General features: G+C 35.4%; 18 protein-coding genes and 1 pseudogene. 8 read left to right on the top strand and 11 right to left on the bottom strand.

Annotation, left to right across the window (positions count from 1 at the left end; translation table 11 throughout):
* Nucleotides 1-7 precede the first annotated feature (7 nt).
* The 7 genes and pseudogenes from rpmB (at nt 8) to rimO (ending at nt 4911) form a co-directional block, all read left to right on the top strand.
* A complete protein-coding gene (gene rpmB / locus BSU00_RS10660; protein ID WP_105004371.1) occupies nt 8-247 on the top strand; it encodes a 50S ribosomal protein L28 in 240 nt (79 codons plus the stop codon).
* A gap of 27 nt (nt 248-274) precedes the next feature.
* Nucleotides 275-457, top strand: coding sequence for a 50S ribosomal protein L33 (rpmG, locus tag BSU00_RS10665; protein ID WP_105004372.1), 183 nt, complete (start codon nt 275-277; stop codon nt 455-457).
* A gap of 27 nt (nt 458-484) precedes the next feature.
* Nucleotides 485-637, top strand: coding sequence for a DUF4295 domain-containing protein (locus tag BSU00_RS10670; RefSeq protein WP_093868831.1), 153 nt, complete (start codon nt 485-487; stop codon nt 635-637).
* 216 nt (nt 638-853) lie between these two features.
* Nucleotides 854-1806: pseudogene (gene ftsY, locus BSU00_RS10675) on the top strand (signal recognition particle-docking protein FtsY).
* A gap of 139 nt (nt 1807-1945) precedes the next feature.
* The gene (locus BSU00_RS13725) at nt 1946-2542 is read left to right on the top strand and encodes an amidase family protein (RefSeq protein WP_255402339.1); all 597 of its coding nucleotides are present in this window, start codon (nt 1946-1948) and stop codon (nt 2540-2542) included.
* On the top strand, nt 2509-3558 hold the full coding sequence (locus BSU00_RS10680; protein WP_255402340.1) for an amidase family protein: 1050 nt from the start codon (nt 2509-2511) through the stop codon (nt 3556-3558). Before BSU00_RS13725 ends, BSU00_RS10680 begins: the two co-directional genes overlap by 34 nt.
* Nucleotides 3559-3591: 33 nt before the next feature.
* Nucleotides 3592-4911 carry a 30S ribosomal protein S12 methylthiotransferase RimO gene (gene rimO / locus BSU00_RS10685; RefSeq protein WP_105004373.1) on the top strand — a complete coding sequence of 440 codons (1320 nt, stop codon included), beginning with the start codon at nt 3592-3594 and terminating at the stop codon, nt 4909-4911.
* Between the two features lie 24 nt (nt 4912-4935).
* Here the strand turns inward: rimO and BSU00_RS10690 are convergent, their stop codons facing one another.
* From BSU00_RS10690 to BSU00_RS10730, 9 genes are all read right to left on the bottom strand, one after another.
* A complete protein-coding gene (locus tag BSU00_RS10690) occupies nt 4936-5727 on the bottom strand; it encodes an ATP-binding protein (protein WP_105004374.1) in 792 nt (263 codons plus the stop codon).
* A 137-nt stretch (nt 5728-5864) separates the two neighbouring features.
* Nucleotides 5865-6086, bottom strand: a complete 222-nt coding sequence (locus BSU00_RS10695; protein WP_105004375.1) for a hypothetical protein — start codon at nt 6084-6086, stop codon at nt 5865-5867.
* Nucleotides 6087-6091: 5 nt separating this feature from the next.
* Nucleotides 6092-7189, bottom strand: coding sequence for an FIST signal transduction protein (locus BSU00_RS10700; RefSeq protein ID WP_158254427.1), 1098 nt, complete (start codon nt 7187-7189; stop codon nt 6092-6094).
* Nucleotides 7190-7336: 147 nt separating this feature from the next.
* A complete protein-coding gene (locus BSU00_RS10705; protein ID WP_105004377.1) occupies nt 7337-7903 on the bottom strand; it encodes a PAS domain-containing protein in 567 nt (188 codons plus the stop codon).
* 2 nt (nt 7904-7905) lie between these two features.
* Entirely contained in the window at nt 7906-9390 is a 1485-nt protein-coding gene (locus BSU00_RS10710) for a S10 family peptidase (protein WP_105004378.1), read from the bottom strand.
* A 48-nt stretch (nt 9391-9438) separates the two neighbouring features.
* Complete coding sequence (locus BSU00_RS10715) at nt 9439-10203, bottom strand: TIGR02757 family protein (RefSeq protein ID WP_105004379.1); 765 nt, start codon at nt 10201-10203, stop codon at nt 9439-9441.
* Between the two features lie 10 nt (nt 10204-10213).
* Nucleotides 10214-10750 carry a CPBP family intramembrane glutamic endopeptidase gene (locus BSU00_RS10720; protein ID WP_105004380.1) on the bottom strand — a complete coding sequence of 179 codons (537 nt, stop codon included), beginning with the start codon at nt 10748-10750 and terminating at the stop codon, nt 10214-10216.
* Nucleotides 10751-10756: 6 nt separating this feature from the next.
* Nucleotides 10757-11425 carry an ABC transporter ATP-binding protein gene (locus BSU00_RS10725; protein WP_105004381.1) on the bottom strand — a complete coding sequence of 223 codons (669 nt, stop codon included), beginning with the start codon at nt 11423-11425 and terminating at the stop codon, nt 10757-10759.
* The gene (locus tag BSU00_RS10730) at nt 11422-14025 is read right to left on the bottom strand and encodes a DUF5916 domain-containing protein (RefSeq protein WP_233188706.1); all 2604 of its coding nucleotides are present in this window, start codon (nt 14023-14025) and stop codon (nt 11422-11424) included. Before BSU00_RS10730 ends, BSU00_RS10725 begins: the two co-directional genes overlap by 4 nt.
* Nucleotides 14026-14238: 213 nt before the next feature.
* Between BSU00_RS10730 and sucC the strand changes: the two genes are divergently transcribed.
* Nucleotides 14239-15441, top strand: a complete 1203-nt coding sequence (gene sucC, locus BSU00_RS10735; protein ID WP_105004382.1) for an ADP-forming succinate--CoA ligase subunit beta — start codon at nt 14239-14241, stop codon at nt 15439-15441.
* Between the two features lie 57 nt (nt 15442-15498).
* Here the strand turns inward: sucC and uvrB are convergent, their stop codons facing one another.
* Nucleotides 15499-17487: an excinuclease ABC subunit UvrB gene (uvrB, locus tag BSU00_RS10740; protein WP_105004383.1), complete on the bottom strand. Its 1989-nt coding sequence runs from the start codon at nt 17485-17487 to the stop codon at nt 15499-15501.
* Between the two features lie 63 nt (nt 17488-17550).
* Complete coding sequence (locus BSU00_RS10745) at nt 17551-22095, bottom strand: T9SS type B sorting domain-containing protein (RefSeq protein WP_105004384.1); 4545 nt, start codon at nt 22093-22095, stop codon at nt 17551-17553.
* Nucleotides 22096-22114 lie beyond the last annotated feature (19 nt).

Raw genomic sequence — 22114 nt, forward strand, 5'->3', positions numbered from 1 at the left:
CAAGAAGATGTCTAGAGTTTGTGAATTAACAGGAAAGAAAGCGATGGTTGGAAACAACGTATCTCACGCTTTAAATAGAACTAAAAGAAAGTTTAACGCTAATTTAATGACTAAGCGTTTTTACATTCCAGAAGAAGATAAATGGATCACCTTAAAAGTATCTGCTTCTGCGTTGAAAAATATTAATAAAAAAGGAATCTCTGCGGTCATCAAAGAAGCAAGAGAAAAAGGTTTCTTAACGAAATAATTCCTTACTAGATAAAACTATATTAAGATGGCAAAAAAAGGAAACAGAGTTCAAGTTATATTAGAATGTACTGAACACAAGAGTTCTGGTCAACCAGGAACTTCACGTTATATTACCACTAAAAATAAAAAGAACACTCCGGATAGAATGGAATTAAAGAAATTTAATCCAATCTTAAAGAAGATGACAGTTCACAAGGAAATTAAATAATAAGCTACGGCGTAAATCTTATATAAAATGGCAAAGAAATCAGTAGCAACTTTACAGACAGGTTCTAAGAGATTAACCAAAGCGATCAAAATGGTAAAGTCACCAAAAACAGGTGCTTACACATTTGTTGAAGCAATTATGGATCCTACACAAGTTAACGACTTTATCGCTAAGAAATAAGTCTTGTACACGGTTTAAAGAACAGGCTACTTTCATTTTTGGAAGTAGCTTTTTTTTATGTATAAAAAATCTGTATTTTTGACATGCATATTCCACAAATCAGGAAGTTAGTTTTTTTCAAAAGAATGCTGTATTCGTTCTAAAATTCTGACAGTTTGACATCTAATTTAGATTGGTATAGTTTTTAACCTTCAAAGTATATTATTAATTACAACGATGAGCTTTTTCAAAAAAATATTTTCCAAAGAAAAAAAAGAAACACTTGACAAAGGATTAGAAAAATCAAAATCTAGTTTTTTTAATAAATTATCAAAGGCAGTGGCTGGTAAATCTAAAGTTGATGAGGATGTTTTGGATAATTTAGAGGAAGTTCTCGTTTCTTCCGATGTTGGGTAGATACGACTTTAAAAATTATTGATCGAATTGAAGATAGAGTCGCTAAGGATAAGTATTTAGGAACAGACGAACTAAACAAAATTCTACGAGAAGAAATAGCAGACTTATTAGCAGAGACCAATACAGGAAATGCTGTGGATTTCGCCATTCCAACAACTTCCAAACCATATGTATTAATGGTGGTTGGAGTAAACGGAGTTGGTAAAACAACAACCATCGGAAAACTCGCATCTCAATTTAAAAAGAAAGGCTTAAAAGTTGTTCTTGGTGCAGCCGATACATTTCGTGCAGCTGCTATTGACCAATTACAAGTTTGGGCAGACAGAACTGAGGTACCGATTGTACGACAAGAAATGGGTTCTGATCCTGCCTCAGTAGCCTTTGATACGCTAACCTCCGGGATACACCAAGATGCAGATGTTATTATTATCGATACCGCTGGTCGTTTGCATAACAAAGTAAATTTAATGAATGAGCTCTCCAAAATTAAAAGAGTAATGCAAAAAGTGGTTGCAGATGCTCCTCATGACGTTTTATTGGTGTTGGATGGATCTACAGGGCAAAATGCGTTTGAGCAAGCAAAGCAGTTTACCAAAGCTACTGAGGTGACATCACTAGCGGTAACCAAACTTGATGGTACTGCCAAAGGAGGTGTAGTTATTGGTATTTCTGATCAATTTAAAATTCCGGTAAAGTATATTGGTGTAGGGGAAGGAATAGACGACTTGCAGGTGTTTAACAAGTATGAGTTTGTAGATAGTTTTTTTAAGTAATTTCCTGTATCCGCTTATTTAAGGTGTGCATATATTCTTTTAAAATGTTATTTTTAAAGAAATATTTTACACCGTGAAATTTACCTATTTCACCCTTCTTTGTGTTCTGTTTTTAGCTTCATGTAACGAACATAAAACTTTGCCTAATGTTGCAAAATATGATGAAACTGCTGTTATTGCGGAACAGCAGAAGCATCAAAACCCTAGAATGAGGTTTACTAGTATCCAGTCTAAGTATACAGATTTGAATACCATATTTTTGCCATTTCAAGATGATTTATCTTCTTTTTCAAATGCAGAGTACGAGCGTTTAAAACCCTATATTCTAGAGAAAAGTATCCCCGAATTGCAAGCGTATATTGCTGCTAATGAACTCACCTACGAAAGTTTAGTTAAATTTTATTTATATCGAATATGGAACTTTGAAAAGGACAGCACCAAATCCTTACAGGCAATTATTGCATTGAATTCAAATGTCATACAAGAGGCAAAGCAGAGAGATAAAAACAGGAAGCATTCCAAGAAGCAATCTCCGCTATATGGGATGCCTATTCTGTTAAAAGATAATATTGATTTTATCGGAATGCCAACAACCGCAGGAGCAGCTGTTTTAGCTTCTCATTATCCATCTGAGAATGCCTTTATTGTAGACAAGCTTCTCTCAAAAGGAGCTCTTATATTGGGGAAGACCAACCTGAGTGAATGGGCCTATTTTTTTGTGAAGGTTGTCCGTTAGGTTACAGTGCTATAGGTGGGCAAACATTAAATCCGTATGGGAGAAAAAAATTTGAAACTGGCGGCTCAAGTTCAGGCAGTGGTGCCGCTGTAGCGGCTAATTATGCCGTAGCTGCAGTTGGTACGGAAACTTCAGGATCTATTACATCGCCGTCTAGCCAAAATTCAGTGGTAGGGCTAAAGCCAGGTCCTGGGGTATTAAGTAGGTCTGGAATTGTTCCTATATCGAGTACTTTAGATACTCCTGGTCCTATGACTAAATTTGTTGTAGACAATTTAATTTTATTGGATGGAATGATAGGCCAAGACCCAAAAGATGTGCAAAATACGGTTTATAAAAGCAGTACCTTCAATACTATAGCTTTCGACAGTATCGTTAATGCTTTTAGCAAAAGAAAGGTTGGTGTTTTTTCATATTTATATTCAGATACCATATACAAACAGACCATTGATAAAATTACTTCTTTTGGTGCAAACGTACTAAATCTCAAGCCTGAAGAAATGTCGTATACTGGCTTTTTAAATCTTCTTACTACCGATATGCGTAATGATTTGTCAAAATACTTGAAGACTATGTCTGCAGATACTACATCGATTCAAAATACAGAACAAATTGTCGCTTTTAATAAAAAAGACTCAGTAAAGAGAATGCCATATGGGCAAAAACTATTGTATGGCATCGTAAAAGATACCACCACAGAGGCCTCCTTACACAAGCTAAAAAATACCTTGAAGAAGAATGCACAAAAATATTTAGGTGCTTTATCAAAAAAATCGGTATCTGTTATTTTGTCTATAAATAATTACCATTCTGGTGTTGCAGCGTTAGCAGGTTATCCAACACTCACAATTCCAATGGGATATCGTTCTAGTGTAGAACCCGTAAGTCTTACGTTAATTGGTCTGCCAGATTCTGAGCAAGAATTGTTAACGATGGGATTCACCTTCGAGAAACAAATAAAAATAAGAAGGTCTCCCAAAAACTATAACCAAATAGTGTGTAAAATCCTCATTTAAAAATCTTATTTTTGCAATCTGAATTTTTATGTAATGCGTACAAAAACAACAAAGCAAAATAAGATTAATGTGGTAACGCTTGGCTGTTCTAAAAATATATATGACAGTGAGGTTTTAATGGGGCAATTAAAGGCCAATGGAAAAAATGTTGTTCATGAAGATGAAAATGATGATGGTAATATTGTCGTGATTAATACTTGCGGATTTATCGGTAAGGCAAAAGAGGAAAGTATTGACACTATTTTACATTATGCGCAAAAGAAACAGGCGGGAAATGTAGATAAAGTTTTTGTAACTGGTTGTTTGAGTGAGCGCTACAAGCCAGATTTAGAAAAAGAAATTACCAATGTAGATCAATATTTTGGAACGCATGATTTACCAAATCTATTAAAAGTTCTGGAGGCGGATTACAAGCATGAATTAATAGGGGAACGATTAACGACCACTCCAAAGCATTATGCCTATCTAAAAATAGCCGAGGGATGCGATCGACCTTGCTCTTTTTGTGCCATTCCTTTAATGCGCGGGAAACACAAATCTACGCCCATGGAGGATCTTGTTGTTGAAGCAACTAAATTAGCCGAAAACGGTATCAAAGAAATTATGTTGATTGCGCAGGATTTAACCTATTACGGATTAGATCTCTATAAAAAGCGTGCTCTTGCAGATTTATTATTAAAATTGGTAGAAGTAGAAGGCATAGAGTGGATACGACTACATTATGCATTTCCTACTGGTTTTCCATTAGATGTTCTAGAAGTAATGCGAAACGAACCAAAGGTTTGTAACTATTTAGACATTCCTTTACAACATATCAATACCGAGATATTAAAATCGATGAAACGTGGAACTACCCACGAAAAGACGACAAGCTTGATAAAAAAATTCCGCGAATTTGTTCCGAAAATGGCAATTCGTACAACGCTTATTGTAGGGTATCCGGGAGAAACGGAAGAACAATTTCAAGAATTGAAAGATTGGGTTGAGGAAATGCGTTTTGAACGATTAGGGGCATTCGAATATTCCCACGAAGAAAACACTGGTGCCTATAGCTTGGAAGATAATGTTCCTGCTGATGTAAAGTTTAGAAGAGTAAATGAAATTATGGAGGTACAATCGCAAATTTCTTGGGAACTCAATCAACAGAAAGTAGGAAAAACCTTTCGTTGTTTATTTGATCGAAAAGACGGGGAGTATTTTTATGGAAGAACAGAATTTGATTCTCCCGATGTAGATAATGACGTAATTATAGATGCTAAAGAACACTACGTGAAATTAGGAGAGTTTGTAGATGTTGAAATATACGAAGCAGGCGATTTTGATTTGTACGGAATTCCTGTAAAATCGAAGTAATGTATTCTTGTACAAACTCCTTTTCTAATCGAGTGTAAATACGAAAGAACTACCTTTTCCTTTTTCAGAAAATACTTTAACATATCCTCCGTAATTCGTGACAATCTTTTCCACGATAGATAGCCCTATTCCGGTAGAGTCTTTATTGTTTTCTAATTTTTGAAAGATATTAAATATCTTTTTATGGTATTTTTTTGCAATTCCAATACCGTTATCTTTAACAAAGTATTCGGGTTTGTTATTTACAATAGTAAAGCCTACTTCGATTAGGCCTTTTTCCTTATCGTTGTACTTTATCGCATTGTGAATTAAATTTTGAAATACTTGTTGTAACCTGTGTTTGTCTCCTTGTACAACAGGGAAATCAGGGTGTATTTTTATGGCAATATGCTCCGGTATATATACATGATGTGTTACGATATCATTTATAATTTTTGAAATAGCAACAGGTTCTTTTCGATAGCTTTTGGCTCCTATGGTAGAATATTCTAAAATTCCAGTAATGAGATCTTCCATTCTTGAAATATTTTCATTGATAAGGTCTAAATACTGCTTTGCATCATCATTTAAATGTTCTCTATGATCTTCTTTAAGCCAAGAGCTAAGTGCGTCGATATTTCGCAATGGAGATTTTAAATCGTGCGATACAATATGCGCGTAATTATTCAATTCTTTATTCCTCTCTTCTAAGGTTTTAAGTAAAGCTTTTTGGTTTTCATAAGCGATGCAGGCTTCAAGAGTATTGGCAAATTTGTTGATAACCGGTAAAATTTGTTTAAGTTTTTTAGAGTGCTCATTTCGTACTTTTGAATACAAAAATAAATACCCGTGATCTTGCAGTTTAAATATTACAATATAGCCCTTTTCAATAGTTAGTGTAACCAGCTCTTTGTACTCTTCACGATATTTAATAATTTTAAAATCGTCTATTTCTTGAAGAAATTGTTGTAGTCTTAGTGGTATTTTTTTTTAATAGTTTTACCATTAGGAATGGCAAATTTTTTGTTAAACTCTCCTTTTTCTTGGCCAATAATCCAACAAGCATTCAGATTTTCACGTTTTAATAATAATTTTAAAAAGGAATCACAATTTTCATGGTAACTTAAATTCTTTCCGATACTCATGGAATATTCGTATAGTCTTAATATATCTAGTATTTGATTATCTCTATCCATGAAATTTATTCAAATAATCCAACTACTATTGTTTTGTTGTAAAACTCGATATATCCGTTACCGTATGAAGATATTTCTCCCAAAGTTAATGCTCCGTTTACAGGTATTTCAGGATATTTCTTCACGATAGCCTGCGATACATTATTTAGTTCATGCTTAAAGTCCTCTTCTAGGTATAAGATTCTTGAGATACAGTCTATGACGATTGCAGTACTTGGTGTTTTTGCTTTTGAAATACTTTCTTTGGCGGCTTCTAAGGATGCCTTAATTAAAGAAGATGCATCTCCTTGCATGATATTGATTAAGGTATTTTCTTCTACTTCGCCTACACAAACAAGTTCTTTTTTTTCATTGATAGATAACGGGTCTCTAATAATGTGGTCGAACCCCTGTTTTATGATACCTAAAGGATATCCTTTGGCTATTTCAAAGAAATTAGTCGCAGTAAATTTTTTCTTTGCATCTTCCTCAACGATAAGTTGGTAGGTTTTAAAAGGATTCTTCCAGTTTATTTCTTCCACTGTATTCTTGTCTGCTTTTGTCACGATGTACGGGCCCTCTAATTTTTTCCAACCATGCTTTACCCCAATACTTGATTCCATCTCCATGATAACGAAAACAGCGGCATCTTGAAATATGCCTTCTTTGGAGAAAACGCAGGGTGCCTGTTTAAGTGACAGACTTCCTGCACCACCGCCAAAGTAGTTTGTTTTCATACCATATTTTTCGTAGAGTTTACCTAAAAACGCAGAAATATTAGAGGTAAGCCCATCAACAAATGTGATTAAACTGTACTTTTTATGATTAGAAAAAGAAACAGGAGGGATGTCGTATTTTTTTGTGCTAATATCTAAAATTGTAGAAATTTCAAAAACATTTTTTAAAACGCTAACCACCAATCCTTTTTCATAAGTAGTATTTTGATGAATCACTTTTGGGAATACACCTCCTATAAATGAAATGTTATTTTCCTTTAAGGAGGATATTAGCATTGCTATATCAATATCGGAGTGTTCCCCAACGAAAAGTAGTGCGGTATGATTTTTAACTACGTTTTTAACAGTACGTGTTATTTCCCTTATATCCTTTGATTGTATATACATATCCATAGAAATTTAGCATTTGTAATATACTAAAAATTATGTTTTTTTTGAAGAAGAAGCAATACAAAGTCTTATCGGAAATAGAAATGCTTTTTTATCAGAGTTAGGTAGTCTTTTAAAACAGATTCTTTTTTAAATTGAAAACGTCTATATTGCTCGTCGTTCTAGGGCTAAAAAATGTGTTGTGCTCCTATTGTACAGCGGAAAAATATGCAATTCACATTTGTAAGGTGTTTTGTCTTTTTTATAATTTGTGATCACTTCTCTAAAAGGTTCATCCAAGGATAATTTTTCAGCAATTCTTTTTCTAGATGAACACGTTGTATCCCTAGCTTGTAAAAAAGAAGGTGTTTTGTTAACCGCAAATTTTTTAGAATATCCAGTCATCTTACTGAAGCCCTTGTTAACCCAAATAATATTTCGAGCTTTATCCGTTATAACAAGCGCCTCAAAAGGATTATTTTTGATGATTTCGTCTAAATTATTTTTCCAATGAAATTGTTTGGCTAATTTTTTCACCGCCGACAAATCCTGTTCTAATGTTAGGTTCATACCAATTTTATGGTAATAATTTAAGTAAATATCCCAACACATTAAGTTTGCGACAGTAAAATCTGCGCCTTTTAGATGATTTTTAATTGCATTTTGTTCCCTTTCTGATAAGGATGCCATAAAGACATCTAAACTCATCATGTTTTTCATGTTATTTTTCATAATTAATATTTTGCAGCACCGATATTTTTAGAACTTTCCTTTATAAAATTCCTCAAATCGTCGTTAGCTTTTTCTAAATCTTCTTCTCTCAAATACATCATATGACCACTTCTGTAGCCTTTAAATTGAAAACGATCTTGTAACTTACCACTTGGGTCTATTTTTCCCATGGTGTATTTAGCAGCTGAATAGGTAGTTGCACCATCATAATATCCCGATTGTACAAGAACTTTTAAATATGGATTTTGTGCCATTGCTTTTCGCAAATTTTCTCTAGCGTTATTATTGCGAAAATCCCAGGGTTGCACCGGACCAAACATATTGTATTTTACATCTGTTTTAAATTGTAAAACATTCTGTGTATAATAGTTAATCGCAGGTGTAAACGAGTGTAGCCAAGAAACAAGTTCAGGGCTATAGTCTGGTCTATCTCCAGTTTCTTTAAGGTCTAAACCCAGATATCTACTATCTAACCTTCCGATTGTTTTACCTTTAGAATTTCGTAGTAATTCCTTCCAAAAAAAGGAATTTTGAACTTCTAGGTTGTTTTGTAGAATAACCTCTTTGGTTAATCCTGAAAAATAGGACATTCTTTCCGCAATTCGCTCTTTTTCGGCAGCGCTTATAAATCCACCTTTTGCTAATGCGGGTAACAGCTCCTGAATGGCAAAGTTTTCGGCTTCTGGGAGTATTTCTAGTAAATCTTTATTTTGTAGAGCTTTTGGAAGCATTTTATGGTACCAAGCTGCAGCGGTAAAGTAAGGGAAGTTAATGGCGAAATCTTCCGAGTTTTTCGTTCTCAACAGTGCGTAATCTGCTGGAGATACCATGATTACCCCATTTAAATACATCCATTGTCTACTCTGAAGTTCGTGGGCTAATTGCATTACTCGCGTGCCACCATAACTTTCACCAATAATATATTTTGGAGATTGCCATCTATTGTTTCTAGTGACAAATGTATGTAACCAATCTGCAAGATATTTTGCATCTGCGTTTACACCAAAGAAGTATTTTTTATCCACAGCGCCTTCTTTGTTTACCATTGGTCTGGAATAGCCAGTATTTACCGGATTTACAAATACAATATCTGCTTCGTCTAAAATAGAGTAGGGGTTGTCTTTAATTCCATACGGTTGTATTGGGTTTCCTTCCACATCAATTTGCAGAATCTTAGGACCGGTGTACGCGATATGCATCCAAACAGAAGCAGATCCTGGGCCACCATTGAAAGACATCACTAAGGGTCTATTGGTATCATTTTTTACATTAGTTCTGTAATAATACGTGTAGTATAAAGTTGCTTTAATATTTCCGTTCGCATCAAAAACAGGTTGCATTCCTGTTTTCGCTTTGTATTTTATTTCAATTCCTTTTACCGTTACAGAGTTCGTAGTAACTATAGCGGTATCTTGTGGAATTCTTCGATCTTGTGCGATAGCTGAAATAGTAAAAATAAGGACTAGTATTGAGAAAATTCTTTTCATCAATCTTTTGTTTAGGGTTAAAAAAATAATATTAAATCTATAAAATTATTAAAACTTCTCAAAAACACCTAATCCAAATAGTGCAAAATCGAATTTAACAGGGTCTATTGGGTCAAAACGTCTTAGAATGCTGTCTAATTCCATTACCGCTTTCCAATCGTTTTGTTTACGTTGTAAAATATTTAGTTTTCTTGCTACGTTTCCAGAATGAACATCTAAAGGGCAGTGTAGTTTATTCGGAGAATGAGTTTGCCATATCCCCAAATCTACTCCAGTTGTATCCTTTCGAACCATCCATCGCAAGAACATGTTTATTCGTTTAGAGGCAGAGTTTTTCATCGGGTCAGAAACGTGTTTTTGCGTTCTGATTTTATGTGGTAGTTCAAAAAATAAATTTTTGAAATCATGAATAGCTTTTCGGTAATTTGTTTCGGTAGATTTTGGTCGAAGTGCTTGTTCTAAACCGCCATGATTCGTGTAAATGTTTTTTAAAGACTGAATAAAGTAAGTAAAATCATTGCCATTAAACGTTCGATGCACAAAACTATGAAAATTGTCCAAATCCTTTCCCTGGTGATGCAGAACAAAATCGTGAGGCGAGTTTCCTAAAAGATCCATCATTCTCATGCCATTTTTAATGATCATTTTTCGATTTCCCCAAGCAATAGTTGCTGCTAGAAAGCCTGCAATTTCTATGTCTTCTTTTTTAGAGAAACGATGCGGTATTTGAATGGGGTCACTGTCAATGAACTCATAGTTGTTGTATTGGGCAGCTTTTACTTCCAAAAACGCTTGAAGTTCTTTTTTTTTCATAGCAATGTTTCTAAAAAGTGTTCACAATAAAAAAAGCATTATAACTAGCGTGGAGTAGTATACTCCAAAGTAAACCAAAACGAATTCGTATAAATCCGAGGTAGCATCCTAAAATAATTTGTGGAGCAACGAGAAGGGGAGCTAAGAGTATAACAGTTGTTGAAATTTCAAAGTTGGAAATATGAACAAATCCAAAAAATAGTGCAAATGCATAGAACACATAGAAAAAGTGTTTCGTGTTTTTAAAGGCAGTAAGTGGTGCTCTAAAAAAGATTTCTTCCGCTATTGGTGCTATTACACCCGCAAGAATAAAAACCATTGGTTTTGAAAAATTTTCAATGAGATCTTCCACGGCATGTTCTTGCATGTTTACAATTTTCATCGCATCCAATAAATAAAATATAGGAGTTAATATAATACCTGTACCAATGCTTAATACTAGTAAATGCAGAAACTTTGTAAAACGATACTTCAGTTCCTTGTTTGGGTCTTTTTCTAGAACAGGACTTTTTAAATAGGTTGCTAATTCTTGTAGTGTACGTTTCATAGAAAATCAAATTTTAGATACTATAACACCGTCCTTCATAGTTAATTTTCGATCTGCCATATTGGCCAATTGTTCGTTATGAGTAACTAAAACAAAGGTTTGCCCATAAGTGTCTCGTAATTTAAAAAATAATTCATGCAGATTATTTGCCGCATTAGAGTCTAGATTACCACTTGGTTCATCCGCTAATATTATGGCAGGATTGTTGATAAGCGCTCTCGCTATAGCTACGCGCTGTTGTTCTCCGCCAGATAGTTCGTTAGGTTTGTGATGTTCTCGATGGGATAGACCTAAAAAAGTAAGAAGTTCTCTGGCTTTTTTCTCTGTTTCAGCTTTTCCTTTTTTTGCGATATAGGCAGGAATACAAATGTTTTCAATGGCTGAAAATTCAGGAAGTAATTGGTGAAATTGAAATATAAATCCAATGTTTTGATTTCTAAATCTAGATATTTCCTGATCCGTTAATTCACTAACGGATGTTTTGTTGAGTTCCATTCGAGATGGTACTGTTTGCTCCGCTTTATCCAAGGTTCCCAATATTTGTAAAAGTGTCGTTTTTCCTGCTCCTGAAGGGCCGACAATTGCAATTATTTCTCCTTTTTTTATGTGAAGATTAACCCCTTTTAAAACTTCTACATTTCCATACCTTTTATGTATATTTTCCGCTATAATCATATTCCCAAACTTAGAAAAACGAATTTATAAAAAAGAAAGCAGACGGCGTCACATAACTTCGTTAGTTTACCGTAGTTATTTGCTTTAAAAATATTTTTTATGTTGTTGTAGTCTATGAAATAGACCAACCGTATGGAAAAAGTATGTTGCAAGTCTTCTTGAAAAAGTCTGTTCAAGTTATCTGAAAATGAAATATCAGCAGGTGCAAAATCGTTATCCGGGTTTATAGAGTTTCTATAGAAAGCTATCAACTGGCTTCCAGGAGCAAATTGCCAAACATAATTTAAATCTAAATTCCAGCTGTTGAAGTTTTTGTCATTTTCTCCGGTATAGTTGTTTGGGATAAGTGTTCCATCTGTAGTATCCAATTGGTAATATTGATCATAGTAAAGAACTTTACTCCAGTTGTGTCTGAAGGTTAAAGATAAAGAGGCTTTCGTACTAAAACTATATTTTCCAGTAATAGAATTATTGTAGGTACTCCAATCTCTTTGCCCAAAAATTATTTCATCAACGAAAGGCAGTAAATCAGGGTCATCGATAGCGTCTGAGGCATCAATTTCGGTAACATATCCTTGTTCTTTTATTCTTTTATTATAACGTAACCCGTACACAAGAGAAAACTTATTATTAAATCGATATCGAGGCGAAACTCTAAATCCGTACCCTTGGCGAGGCGTATTAAAAAAGGAATAAAACCAACTGTAATCTACAGCTAACTTTTTTCGGTAATCGGTAGATCCCCAATGGTTAATACCAAGACGCATTGGTGCTAAAAAATAGATACCGCTAGTGGTACCTTGTCTTGGCTCAAAAAAATCTTTATTTTCCGAGTTGTAGTTTATATTTCCCCCAAAAGCAAAACGCTCTCTGGTTTGTGCTCTAAATTGTATACCAACGTTTGTGCCGGTATAGGTTCCGGGATTGTGCAAAAAATTCACATTGTAATTGAGGTTAAATCTGTAGTTGTTGAAGATACCTTTTGGTTGCAATAATCTATACCCAACAAAACCATAAATACTTTGTTGGTTGTTGCTAAATAGTATTCCTAAATCGTTTGGATCGTAATCTTTATTTTCAAAAGTGTACCCAATTTCACCTATCCAATTTCCAGATTGTTTTCCAATACTAGTATCGAATGCATATCCGGTATTTGTGGCATTCGGATCATCCGATATGGCACTCATTTTAAAAGAACCATCAATATTGTAATTACTTTGTCTATCCTCTACATGCCAGAGCAATCCTGTTACGTTAGCATCACGGAAACTTCCGTCTCTAGTTACGTTTGTATTTATTAGTGTTACAGAGGAGTTCTGATTAAATTGTTGGTCGAAAACTAAAATATTATAATTAGCAAAAGGATTGGTTACTAGTTTTCGTTCCTCTTGCGTAACATTATCGATTGCTGTAGCTTCTGTCTTTGCTGTTATCGCATTGAAAAATCCAATCCCCAAACCATTTTTAGTTCTTCCCGATATTTTTATGGCATTCAACATGTCTACTTTATCTGGGTAGTCTGTCAATTCTTCATTATCATTAAGTTGACTTTCTACATCAAATTGGTCGATAGGACTCCCTCCAATTCGTCTTGAGTAAAACAAATTCCCTTTGGTAAAAAGTTCCGTTCCCTCGGTGAAAAATTGGCGTTGTTCTGCAAACTGTTGTTCAAAAGGACCCAAATTTAATTGGACATCATCAAAACCAATTTGACCAAAATCTGGAATTAATGTTGCATCTAATGTGAAATTTTCTGTTATTCCGTATTTAACATCCATTCCAACGCTCCAATCTGCAGTAGTCTCGTTAGGATTTGAAATTAAAGTCGCAGAAGCATACGGATAAAATAACAAACGCGTGGGCGGTTTTATATTTCTTATATTTTGCACCAAGCCATCATATTGTGTCCAGTAACCTTGCTGATTGTCGATATGATTCCAACTATAACGAGCATTCAGGTTTCGAATACTTCTCTGAAAATTAACACCCCATTCTTGTACAGGTTGGTTTGCAAAGCGAAGTGCTCTGTAGGGTATTTTCATTTCTACGCTCCAAGAATCCGAATTCATTTTTATACTACTTTCCCAAACAGCATTCCAGTTAAAATCTCCATCGCCATTAGATACTTTTGCGTCTGCTTGTACACCTGAGCTTGTTACCATAAACTGAAATGGATTTTGTCCATCGTCATTGGGGTTTATGGTAACTAAAAAGAAGTCCGCATTTCCAATATTATCTCGATTGTTAAATTCTGCAGGAATTTTCTTTGGTGCAGGGTCATACATTATTGCGCTTATGTAAAGGGCGCTATCGTCGTAAAGAAGTCTCACCTCTGTTTTGTGTGAACTTGGTTCTTTTTGTCCGTTATCAGGTCTGCGCATTATAAAGTTATTCGCAATGTCAGCCTCTTTCCAAACAGATTCGTCCACAATTCCATCAATCTTTGGAGGGGTAGTAGTCCTTTTGGCGTCTATCTTTTTTCTGTCTTTATTTAAAGTTTGACTTTTTACAAGAACAGAAGTTAATAGCAATATTAAATACAGAAATCCTTTTTTAGAGAGCATGCTTTTTATGAAATAATAAAAAACAAAATTATTCATGAAATTTTTCAAATAATCATAAATAAGTGTTAATAAATTGCCAAGCGAAAAAAAAATGAAATAGCCCAAATTTATGTCTTTGTTTTGTAGAAATTGTTTTGAATGTTTACCCAACTTCGAAAGAAAAATGGAATGTTTCAAAATAACCTGCAATTTATATTTTAATATCAATGGAATTTGTATTTTTGTACCACTTAAAAACATTCTTATCTAATGAACTTACACGAATATCAAGGTAAAGAAATTCTAAACAGTTTCGGCGTGCGTATACAACGTGGAATTGTTGCAAATACACCAGAAGAAGCTGTTGCGGCAGCAAAAAAATTAACGGAAGAAACCGGAACTGGTTGGCACGTAATTAAAGCTCAAGTTCACGCAGGAGGACGTGGAAAAGGTGGAGGAGTTAAGTTAGCAAAAAACTTAGAAGACGTAAAAAATATTTCTAATGATATTTTAGGAATGATGTTAATAACACCACAAACCTCTGCGGAAGGTAAATTAGTGAATCAAGTATTAATAGCTGAAGACGTGTACTATCCAGGAGATAGCGAGCCAAGCGAATTTTATATGTCTGTATTGTTAAATCGTGCTACGGGTAGAAACATGATCATGTATTCTACAGAAGGCGGTATGGATATTGAAACTGTAGCGGAAGAAACACCACATTTAATTTTCACAGAAGAGGTAGATCCAGGTCTTGGTTTAATGCCTTTTCAAGCACGAAAGATAGCATTTAATCTAGGCTTATCTGGTGCTGCATTAAAAGAGATGGTAAAGTTTGTTACGGCGCTTTATACAGCATATATCAAGTCAGACTCTTCTATGTTTGAAATTAATCCAGTATTAAAAACATCAGACGATAAAATAATGGCAGTAGACGCTAAAGTTACTTTAGATGAAAATGCATTATACAGACACAAAGATTACGCAGCAATGCGCGATCTTCGTGAGGAGAACCCTATTGAAGTAGAGGCGAAAGCTGCCGGTTTAAACTATGTAGATTTAGATGGTAATGTTGGTTGTATGGTTAACGGAGCAGGTTTGGCTATGGGTACTATGGACCTAATCAAACAGGCAGGTGGTGATCCAGCTAACTTTTTAGATGTAGGAGGAACAGCCGATGCACAAAGAGTAGAAACCGCTTTTGGAATTATTCTTAAAGATCCTAACGTGAAGGCAATTTTAGTGAATATTTTCGGTGGAATAGTTCGTTGTGATCGCGTTGCTCAAGGGGTAGTGGATGCTTACAAAAACATGGGAGATAAAATTAACGTACCAATTATTTGTCGTTTGCAGGGAACCAATGCTAAAGAAGCTAAAGAATTAATTGATAACAGTGGAATGGAAATTATTTCTGCAACAGAGTTTCAAGAAGCTGCTGATAAAGTACAAGAGGTATTACAAGTAAAAGCTTAATTACCTTTTATAATTCTAGTTAAAATAAAAAACCTCACAAGCGTGAGGTTTTTTATATCATATTTTCTCTTTGAGTAGTGCAATTTCATCTCGTAGTGCGGCAGCTACCAAAAAGTCCAGATTTTTAGCTGCAGCTTCCATCGCTTTTCGTTTTTCACGGATACGTTTTTCGATTTCTTCCTTTGGTAGAAATTCTAAATCTTGTTCTGCTGCTTTCTGTTTGGCATTATCGTATTGATATGTAGCGGTGGTATCTTTAGATAAAGTATTGTCAAGTTTTTTATTTATTTGTGTTGGAGTGATGTTATTTTTGCTATTGTAAGAAATCTGCTTTTCTCTTCTTCTCGTGGTTTCATCTATAGTTCTTTGCATGCTTTTGGTGATTTTATCGGCATACATAATCGCCTTTCCATGTACATTTCTTGCAGCCCTACCTACGGTTTGGGTTAGTGAGCGATGACTTCTTAGAAACCCTTCTTTATCTGCGTCTAAAATAGCAACCAAAGAGACTTCTGGCAAGTCTAAACCTTCTCGTAATAAATTCACCCCAATAAGCACATCGAAGATGCCTTTGCGGAGGTCTTGCATAATTTGAACTCGTTCAAGCGTATCTACATCCGAGTGAATATAACGACAGCGAATTTGAATTCTAGTTAGGTACTTGGCAAGCTCTTCCGCCATTCTTTTGGTTAGTGTGGTAACCAGTGTTCGCTCATCAATTTCAACTCGTTTTTGGATTTCTTCAATCAAATCATCGATTTGATTTTCACTGGGCCTTACTTCAATAATTGGATCCAAGAGTCCTGTTGGTCGTATTACTTGCTCTACAAATATCCCCTCTGTTTTCTGTAGCTCATAATCTGCAGGTGTTGCAGATACGTATATTACTTGATTCTGAAGGGCTTCAAATTCTTCGAATTTCAAGGGACGATTGTCCATCGCTGCAGGCAATCTAAAACCGTACTCGACCAAGTTAACCTTTCTGCTTCTATCGCCACCGTACATCGCGTGAACTTGCGGGACGGTAACATGACTTTCGTCGATAACCATTAAATAATCCTCCGGAAAGTAATCCAGTAGACAAAAGGGCCTTGTACCAGCTTCCCTTCCATCTAGATACCGAGAATAATTTTCTATTCCAGAGCAATACCCTAGCTCACGTATCATTTCTAAATCAAATTCTGTTCTTTCTTTCAATCGTTTGGCCTCTAGGTGTTTTCCAATTTCTTTAAAATAGTCATATTGCTTCACCAAATCATCCTGAATTTTATGTATGGCATCTTGTAATACATCCGGAGAGGTCACAAAGAGATTTGCAGGGTATATAGTTAGTTGCTCCAAGCGACTAATTGTTTGGTTGGTCTCAATAGCAAAGGTTTCAATTTCTTCAATTTCATCTCCAAAAAAATGAATTTTATAACCACAATCTCCATATGATGGATATATTGTTACCACATCCCCCTTTACTTTAAAAGTTCCACTTTTAATTTCAACTTCTGTTCTTGCGTATAAACTAGTAACGAGCTGATGGAGAAATTTAGTTCGTGAAATTTGTTGGTCAACTGCAATTGGAATTACATTTTTTTTAAATTCCGTTGGGTTTCCAATACCGTATAAACAAGATACGGAAGCTACTACCAATACATCACGTCTTCCTGAGAGTAAGGAAGAGGAGGTACTAATTCGAAGGCGTTCAATTTCATCATTTATGGAAAGATCCTTTTCGATGTAGGTGCCAGTAACCGGAATATAGGCTTCGGGTTGGTAATAATCGTAATAGGAAACAAAGTATTCTACAGCATTATTCGGGAAAAATTGTTTGAATTCTGCATATAACTGTGCTGCTAATGTTTTATTGTGTGCTAGTACTAAGGTAGGTTTGTTTACTGTAGCAACGACATTGGCAATAGAAAATGTTTTACCGGAACCTGTAACACCTAGTAGTGTTTGGTATTTTTCATTGGTTTCAATTCCGTTTACAAGCTGTTTTATGGCTTCTGGTTGGTCACCTGTTGGATTAAAATCAGAAAGTAAGTCAAAATTCATACTACAAAAATACGGATAGTTTTATTTAGAAACTATCCGTATTTGGTTTTAATGTAGTGGATTCTATCTTCTCAAAAGCGAAAAATGTCCATTGTGCTGGAACACATTTCCGTCTTTATCCTCCATTTGAATATTGAACCAATAGTCGTTCGAAGGTAAAGGTTTTCCGTTGTAAGTTCCGTCCCAACCTTCACCGTCAATTGGAATTGTCGCAATGGGTTTTCCCTGTCTGTCAAAAATATAGATGGAGCTTTTTGGATAAAAACTAGAATTAGCGCCTCTTACTTTCCAGGTATCATTGTATCCATCATTATTCGGCGTAAGAAATTTTGGGTACTGGATAACCGAAACATCTAAAGTTGCATCTGGAGCGCATCCATTCTTGTCACTAACTACTATTGTATATATTCCTCCTGTTATATTTTCAAACAACGGTTCGTCTTGAAAACCTCCTTGATTTCCACTTTCTCCAACCAGGGCATATTGGTAATCTCCAATACCTAGGTTGTTATTTTCCGTAATAATTTTAATAGAGTAGGTATCTAGCCTATTGTTATTTGTGTCGTCTACAATAATGATATCCTCTCTAGTAAGGGTTGGGTTTATCGACTCGACAACTGTAATTTCTCTCGTTCTTGAGCAATTTGTGCCATCTTTAGTAGTAGCAGTTATTTCATAAGTTCCTCCTTCACTAACGTCTAAAAATTCTGCTGTACTCAGTATTGTAGTGTCTCCTTTAATGTTCCAAACATAGTCGTATGTTGCCTCTGGATTTATAGGTTCTAGTCGTGTTTGTGGGTTATTTAAGCACACAATTACTGGTGAATCTACTTCAAATTCAGGTAATGAATTTATAATAATATTAAAAGTTAAATTCGTGTTTATACAACCGGTTTGGTTGTTTAGGACACGAACAAAAATCGTTTGGTTGTTACTTGTATTTTGGTATTGGTCTTCATCTAAAGCTGCATCTCCAGTTTGAGCATCTGTTGCTGTTTCGTGAAAAGTTACCTCAAATCTATTATGGTCTGCCAAAGGATAGTTCGCTAATATTTCGATGGTTTTATTTTTTAGGGTAATATCGCCATTGATGCCATTTCTATCATCAACATTACTATCACTCTTATTATCACAGTCTACGTAGTTATTGATAAGAAGTGGAATGTTTGGTTCTGGATGTATCACTAGCTGCAGGGTGGATATTCCATATCTACATCCTGTGGAATTGTTGACGATACTTATAAATAAAATTTCTGTGGCAGGGTCATCTCCAGAAAGGTTTACTGGAAAATTCGTGGTTGCTGGGTCGTTAGAATAATTCGTTTTGGATAACGGATTAATTCCATCTGTTGCATCTTGTCGTGTTCGATGATAGCTAACCTCAAATTCAGCAGGATCTCTACCATCTAATACATCTACATCTCTATCACCTAGGACGATATTTTGTGCAATTCTATTTCTCGAATCACTATCCGTAGTGGTTGGGACGTCACATACTTCTATATCAGGGATGGGATTTGAAATGGTCGGCAGCGGATTTATTAGGATGTCGAAACTTAAATTGGCATTGAAACATCCTCCCGCGTTGCTACTTACTCTAACGTAGATTTTTTCTTTATTTGGAGTTTGATTTTCATAGTTGCTTGGATTTGGGATTGGATTGCTGCCAGTGCTCGCATCGGAGGCAGAGTTGTGGAAGGTTACCGTATAATCTAAAGGTGATTGCCCTCCTAAAATAGTGCTTATTTGATTAGATAGATCAATGTTTTGATTAATACCATCATCAAAAGCTCCACTTGTAAAATCATCACACAACACGATATCATTCACTGGATTTGCTATCGGTACGGGAGTTACATTGAGTGTAATATGATGTCCAAAACCTAAGCAATCGTTATCCAATTCACTGTCTACTCTAATGTAAATATTTTGGGTGTTTGGATATCCTATATTCCTGAAATTAGTGATGTCGGCAATAGCATTTCGCTCTGCAGCAGCATCGTCTTCATTTCGGTAATAGCTCACTAGAATCTTTTGGCCTACAGCTGAGAACAAATTTCGGATTTCTGCATCTACACTACTAAAGTCAAACGAGCTTACTCCATCCGTATCGTCATTGTTAACTGTATTGTTACCATCGATATCCAGAAGGTCATCGCAATTAGTGAAGTTTCGCATAAATCCGAGTGGTATACCGGTTGTCGATACAGTTAAATTGACCTCTGAGATTCTGCTACAACCAGATGTATTGGTAACCACTGTCCATACAGTATCTGAAGTTGCTGTTTTGTTTTGATATACTGTTGGGTCTACAATTGGAGCTGTTTCGTTTTGTGCATCGGTTAAAGATTCATAGAAAACAAATGTTTCGTTTAAAAAATTACTAGAGACATCGCTTCTTACCTCTTCAAGGTTAAAATTAGCGAATGCATCCGTGTCGTTGTCACATTGTTTTAATTCTGCAACAGCATTTACTGTTGGAAGTGTATTAACCACTAAATCGAATGCAATATCAGTTGTTGAGCAAGCTGAATTACTGCGATTTTCGACACGAACATAAATGGTTTGTTTAGTCGCAACAGTATTTCTGTATGCTGCATTTTTATCGATCACATCGGTGAATCTGTCAGTTTCCGCTCCTAGTAGTGTACTGTGATAGGAAACCTCATATTCGGCAGCGTTTAAGGTACCTAATACTTCACTGTCTTTAGTGCTTAGGATAAAACTATTGTAAAAGCCATCGGTGTCTCCACCATTTGTGATATCGTCACATTCCTCATAGTTACTTGGGGTTTGTACTAAAGGTTTTCCGGTAACATTGATGGTAAATGTAACTTTATCGAAACAAGCTGCAGGAGCAAGGATATTGTGTATTCTTGCAAAAATGGTAACGGACCCAAATGCTGTTGGATTAGTATACGGTCCTATGATAGCATTAGCAAGGGTATTATTGTCTGCATCTTGTTCTGTGGTGTAGTAGATAACTTCAAAAATACTTGGGTCTTGTCCATTAAGTATTTCAGCAGATTTTTCTGCTTGAAGGTCAAACGTGTTGAAGCCGTCATTGTCTACATCACAAAAATTGATGTCATTCGGTTTTGTGGCTATGGGTAATGGATATACCTCAACCTTAAACAGTCCTTCTTTTTTTAAAGTATTGTTACATTCATCAACCGATATGACAGTTAGTTTGTATTCGCCAGCATCAGCTGTACTCAGGTTGGTTATATTTAAAGCAATGTTATTTGAGATTACTGACGTTGTGGAGCCATTATTTAAAGTCCATTCATAGGTCACATTTGTTCCTGTATCTGGTTCTGGTGCTATAATAAATGAATCTCCAACACAAAATTGCAAGGTTTCATTATTTACAACATCCCCTGTTTCTTGATCTTTTATTTCGATAGGAAGTAATAAAGAAGAAATAAAAGGTGGAAGACCTTGCGTTGCCATTCTTCCGTTTAGATCGATAGCATTCACCGTAAAGACTACATCATTTGCATCGGCATCCGGATTTTCAATAACACTCAAGAAGGAAGCAAAACCAGCTGGATTTGAATAAGTTTGCGGTATGGTCGCATAAATTTTACTATCGGGACCTAATTGTAAGGCACCACGAAAACCTTGTTGTTGGTGTATTAGTTGTTTGGTGCTTGCAACATCTGTTTGCGTTACATCAAACTGAAAAAGTTTATAGTTAGATGGGTTAAAAAGATCATCTGTAAAAAATTCTGTTGTAGAAACATAGAGCTTTTCTGAGGTCACAGAAAACTCAACGCCATATGCTTGAAAGTCAAAAAAACCATCAAGTAAAGGTTGTACGTCGTTTGTTACCTCTCCAGTGGTGTTATTAAAACTGTACAGTAGTACTTGATTGTTCCCTTGATTGGCTACTGCAAGCTTTGTTCCATCCGGCGATAATTTTAAATAACCACGCCTTGTAAGAACATTTCCTACATTCGATATTACAGGGACAGGATCTAATCCGTTTTGGTCAATTTTATACGAATAAAATTCTCTATTGGTGCACGATACTATCCAGTACGTATCGCATTCACTGCCTCGAACTGCGGCTACTTTTTCTTTCCAGTCTCTTTCTTTTCCGTCGGACAAATTATCAAAAAAACTACCATTATTGTCTTCGTCGATGAGTTGACCTAGACCAGAATTTAATGACATATCAATAGTGTACATGTTAAGTCCTTGCCCCCCATCAACAACATCTCCATCTCCATTGAAAATTACATGGTCAACGGTAAACAAATAAAAAATGTTGTCAGATTTCGGTTTTGGGATAATCATTCCAGACTGTGTACTCGAAGGATTTCCTTTAAGGTCGTTTGCAGGAACTCCATTGGTATAGGTCATTACAGCGTGATTTTTATCCCAAACAGTAATACCGTCTGAATAAAAAAGTAAATTACCATTTGGGTCTGAAAACGACGAGCAACCTTCTAGGGTGTTTAACGCACCATCTGATAATGCGGTTGGGGGTGAGGTACTAAAGTCTATACCCGCATTTTCACCAAAATACCAATAATTTGCTTGTTTTTGACCATAAAAAGATAATGTTGCTAACGCAGTAACTAATAGTAGTAGAGTTCTCATTTGAATAATGTTTCCAAAT

Origin of the sequence: Tenacibaculum sp. SG-28, from assembly GCF_002954385.1 — a bacterium.
Taxonomy (GTDB): domain Bacteria; phylum Bacteroidota; class Bacteroidia; order Flavobacteriales; family Flavobacteriaceae; genus Polaribacter.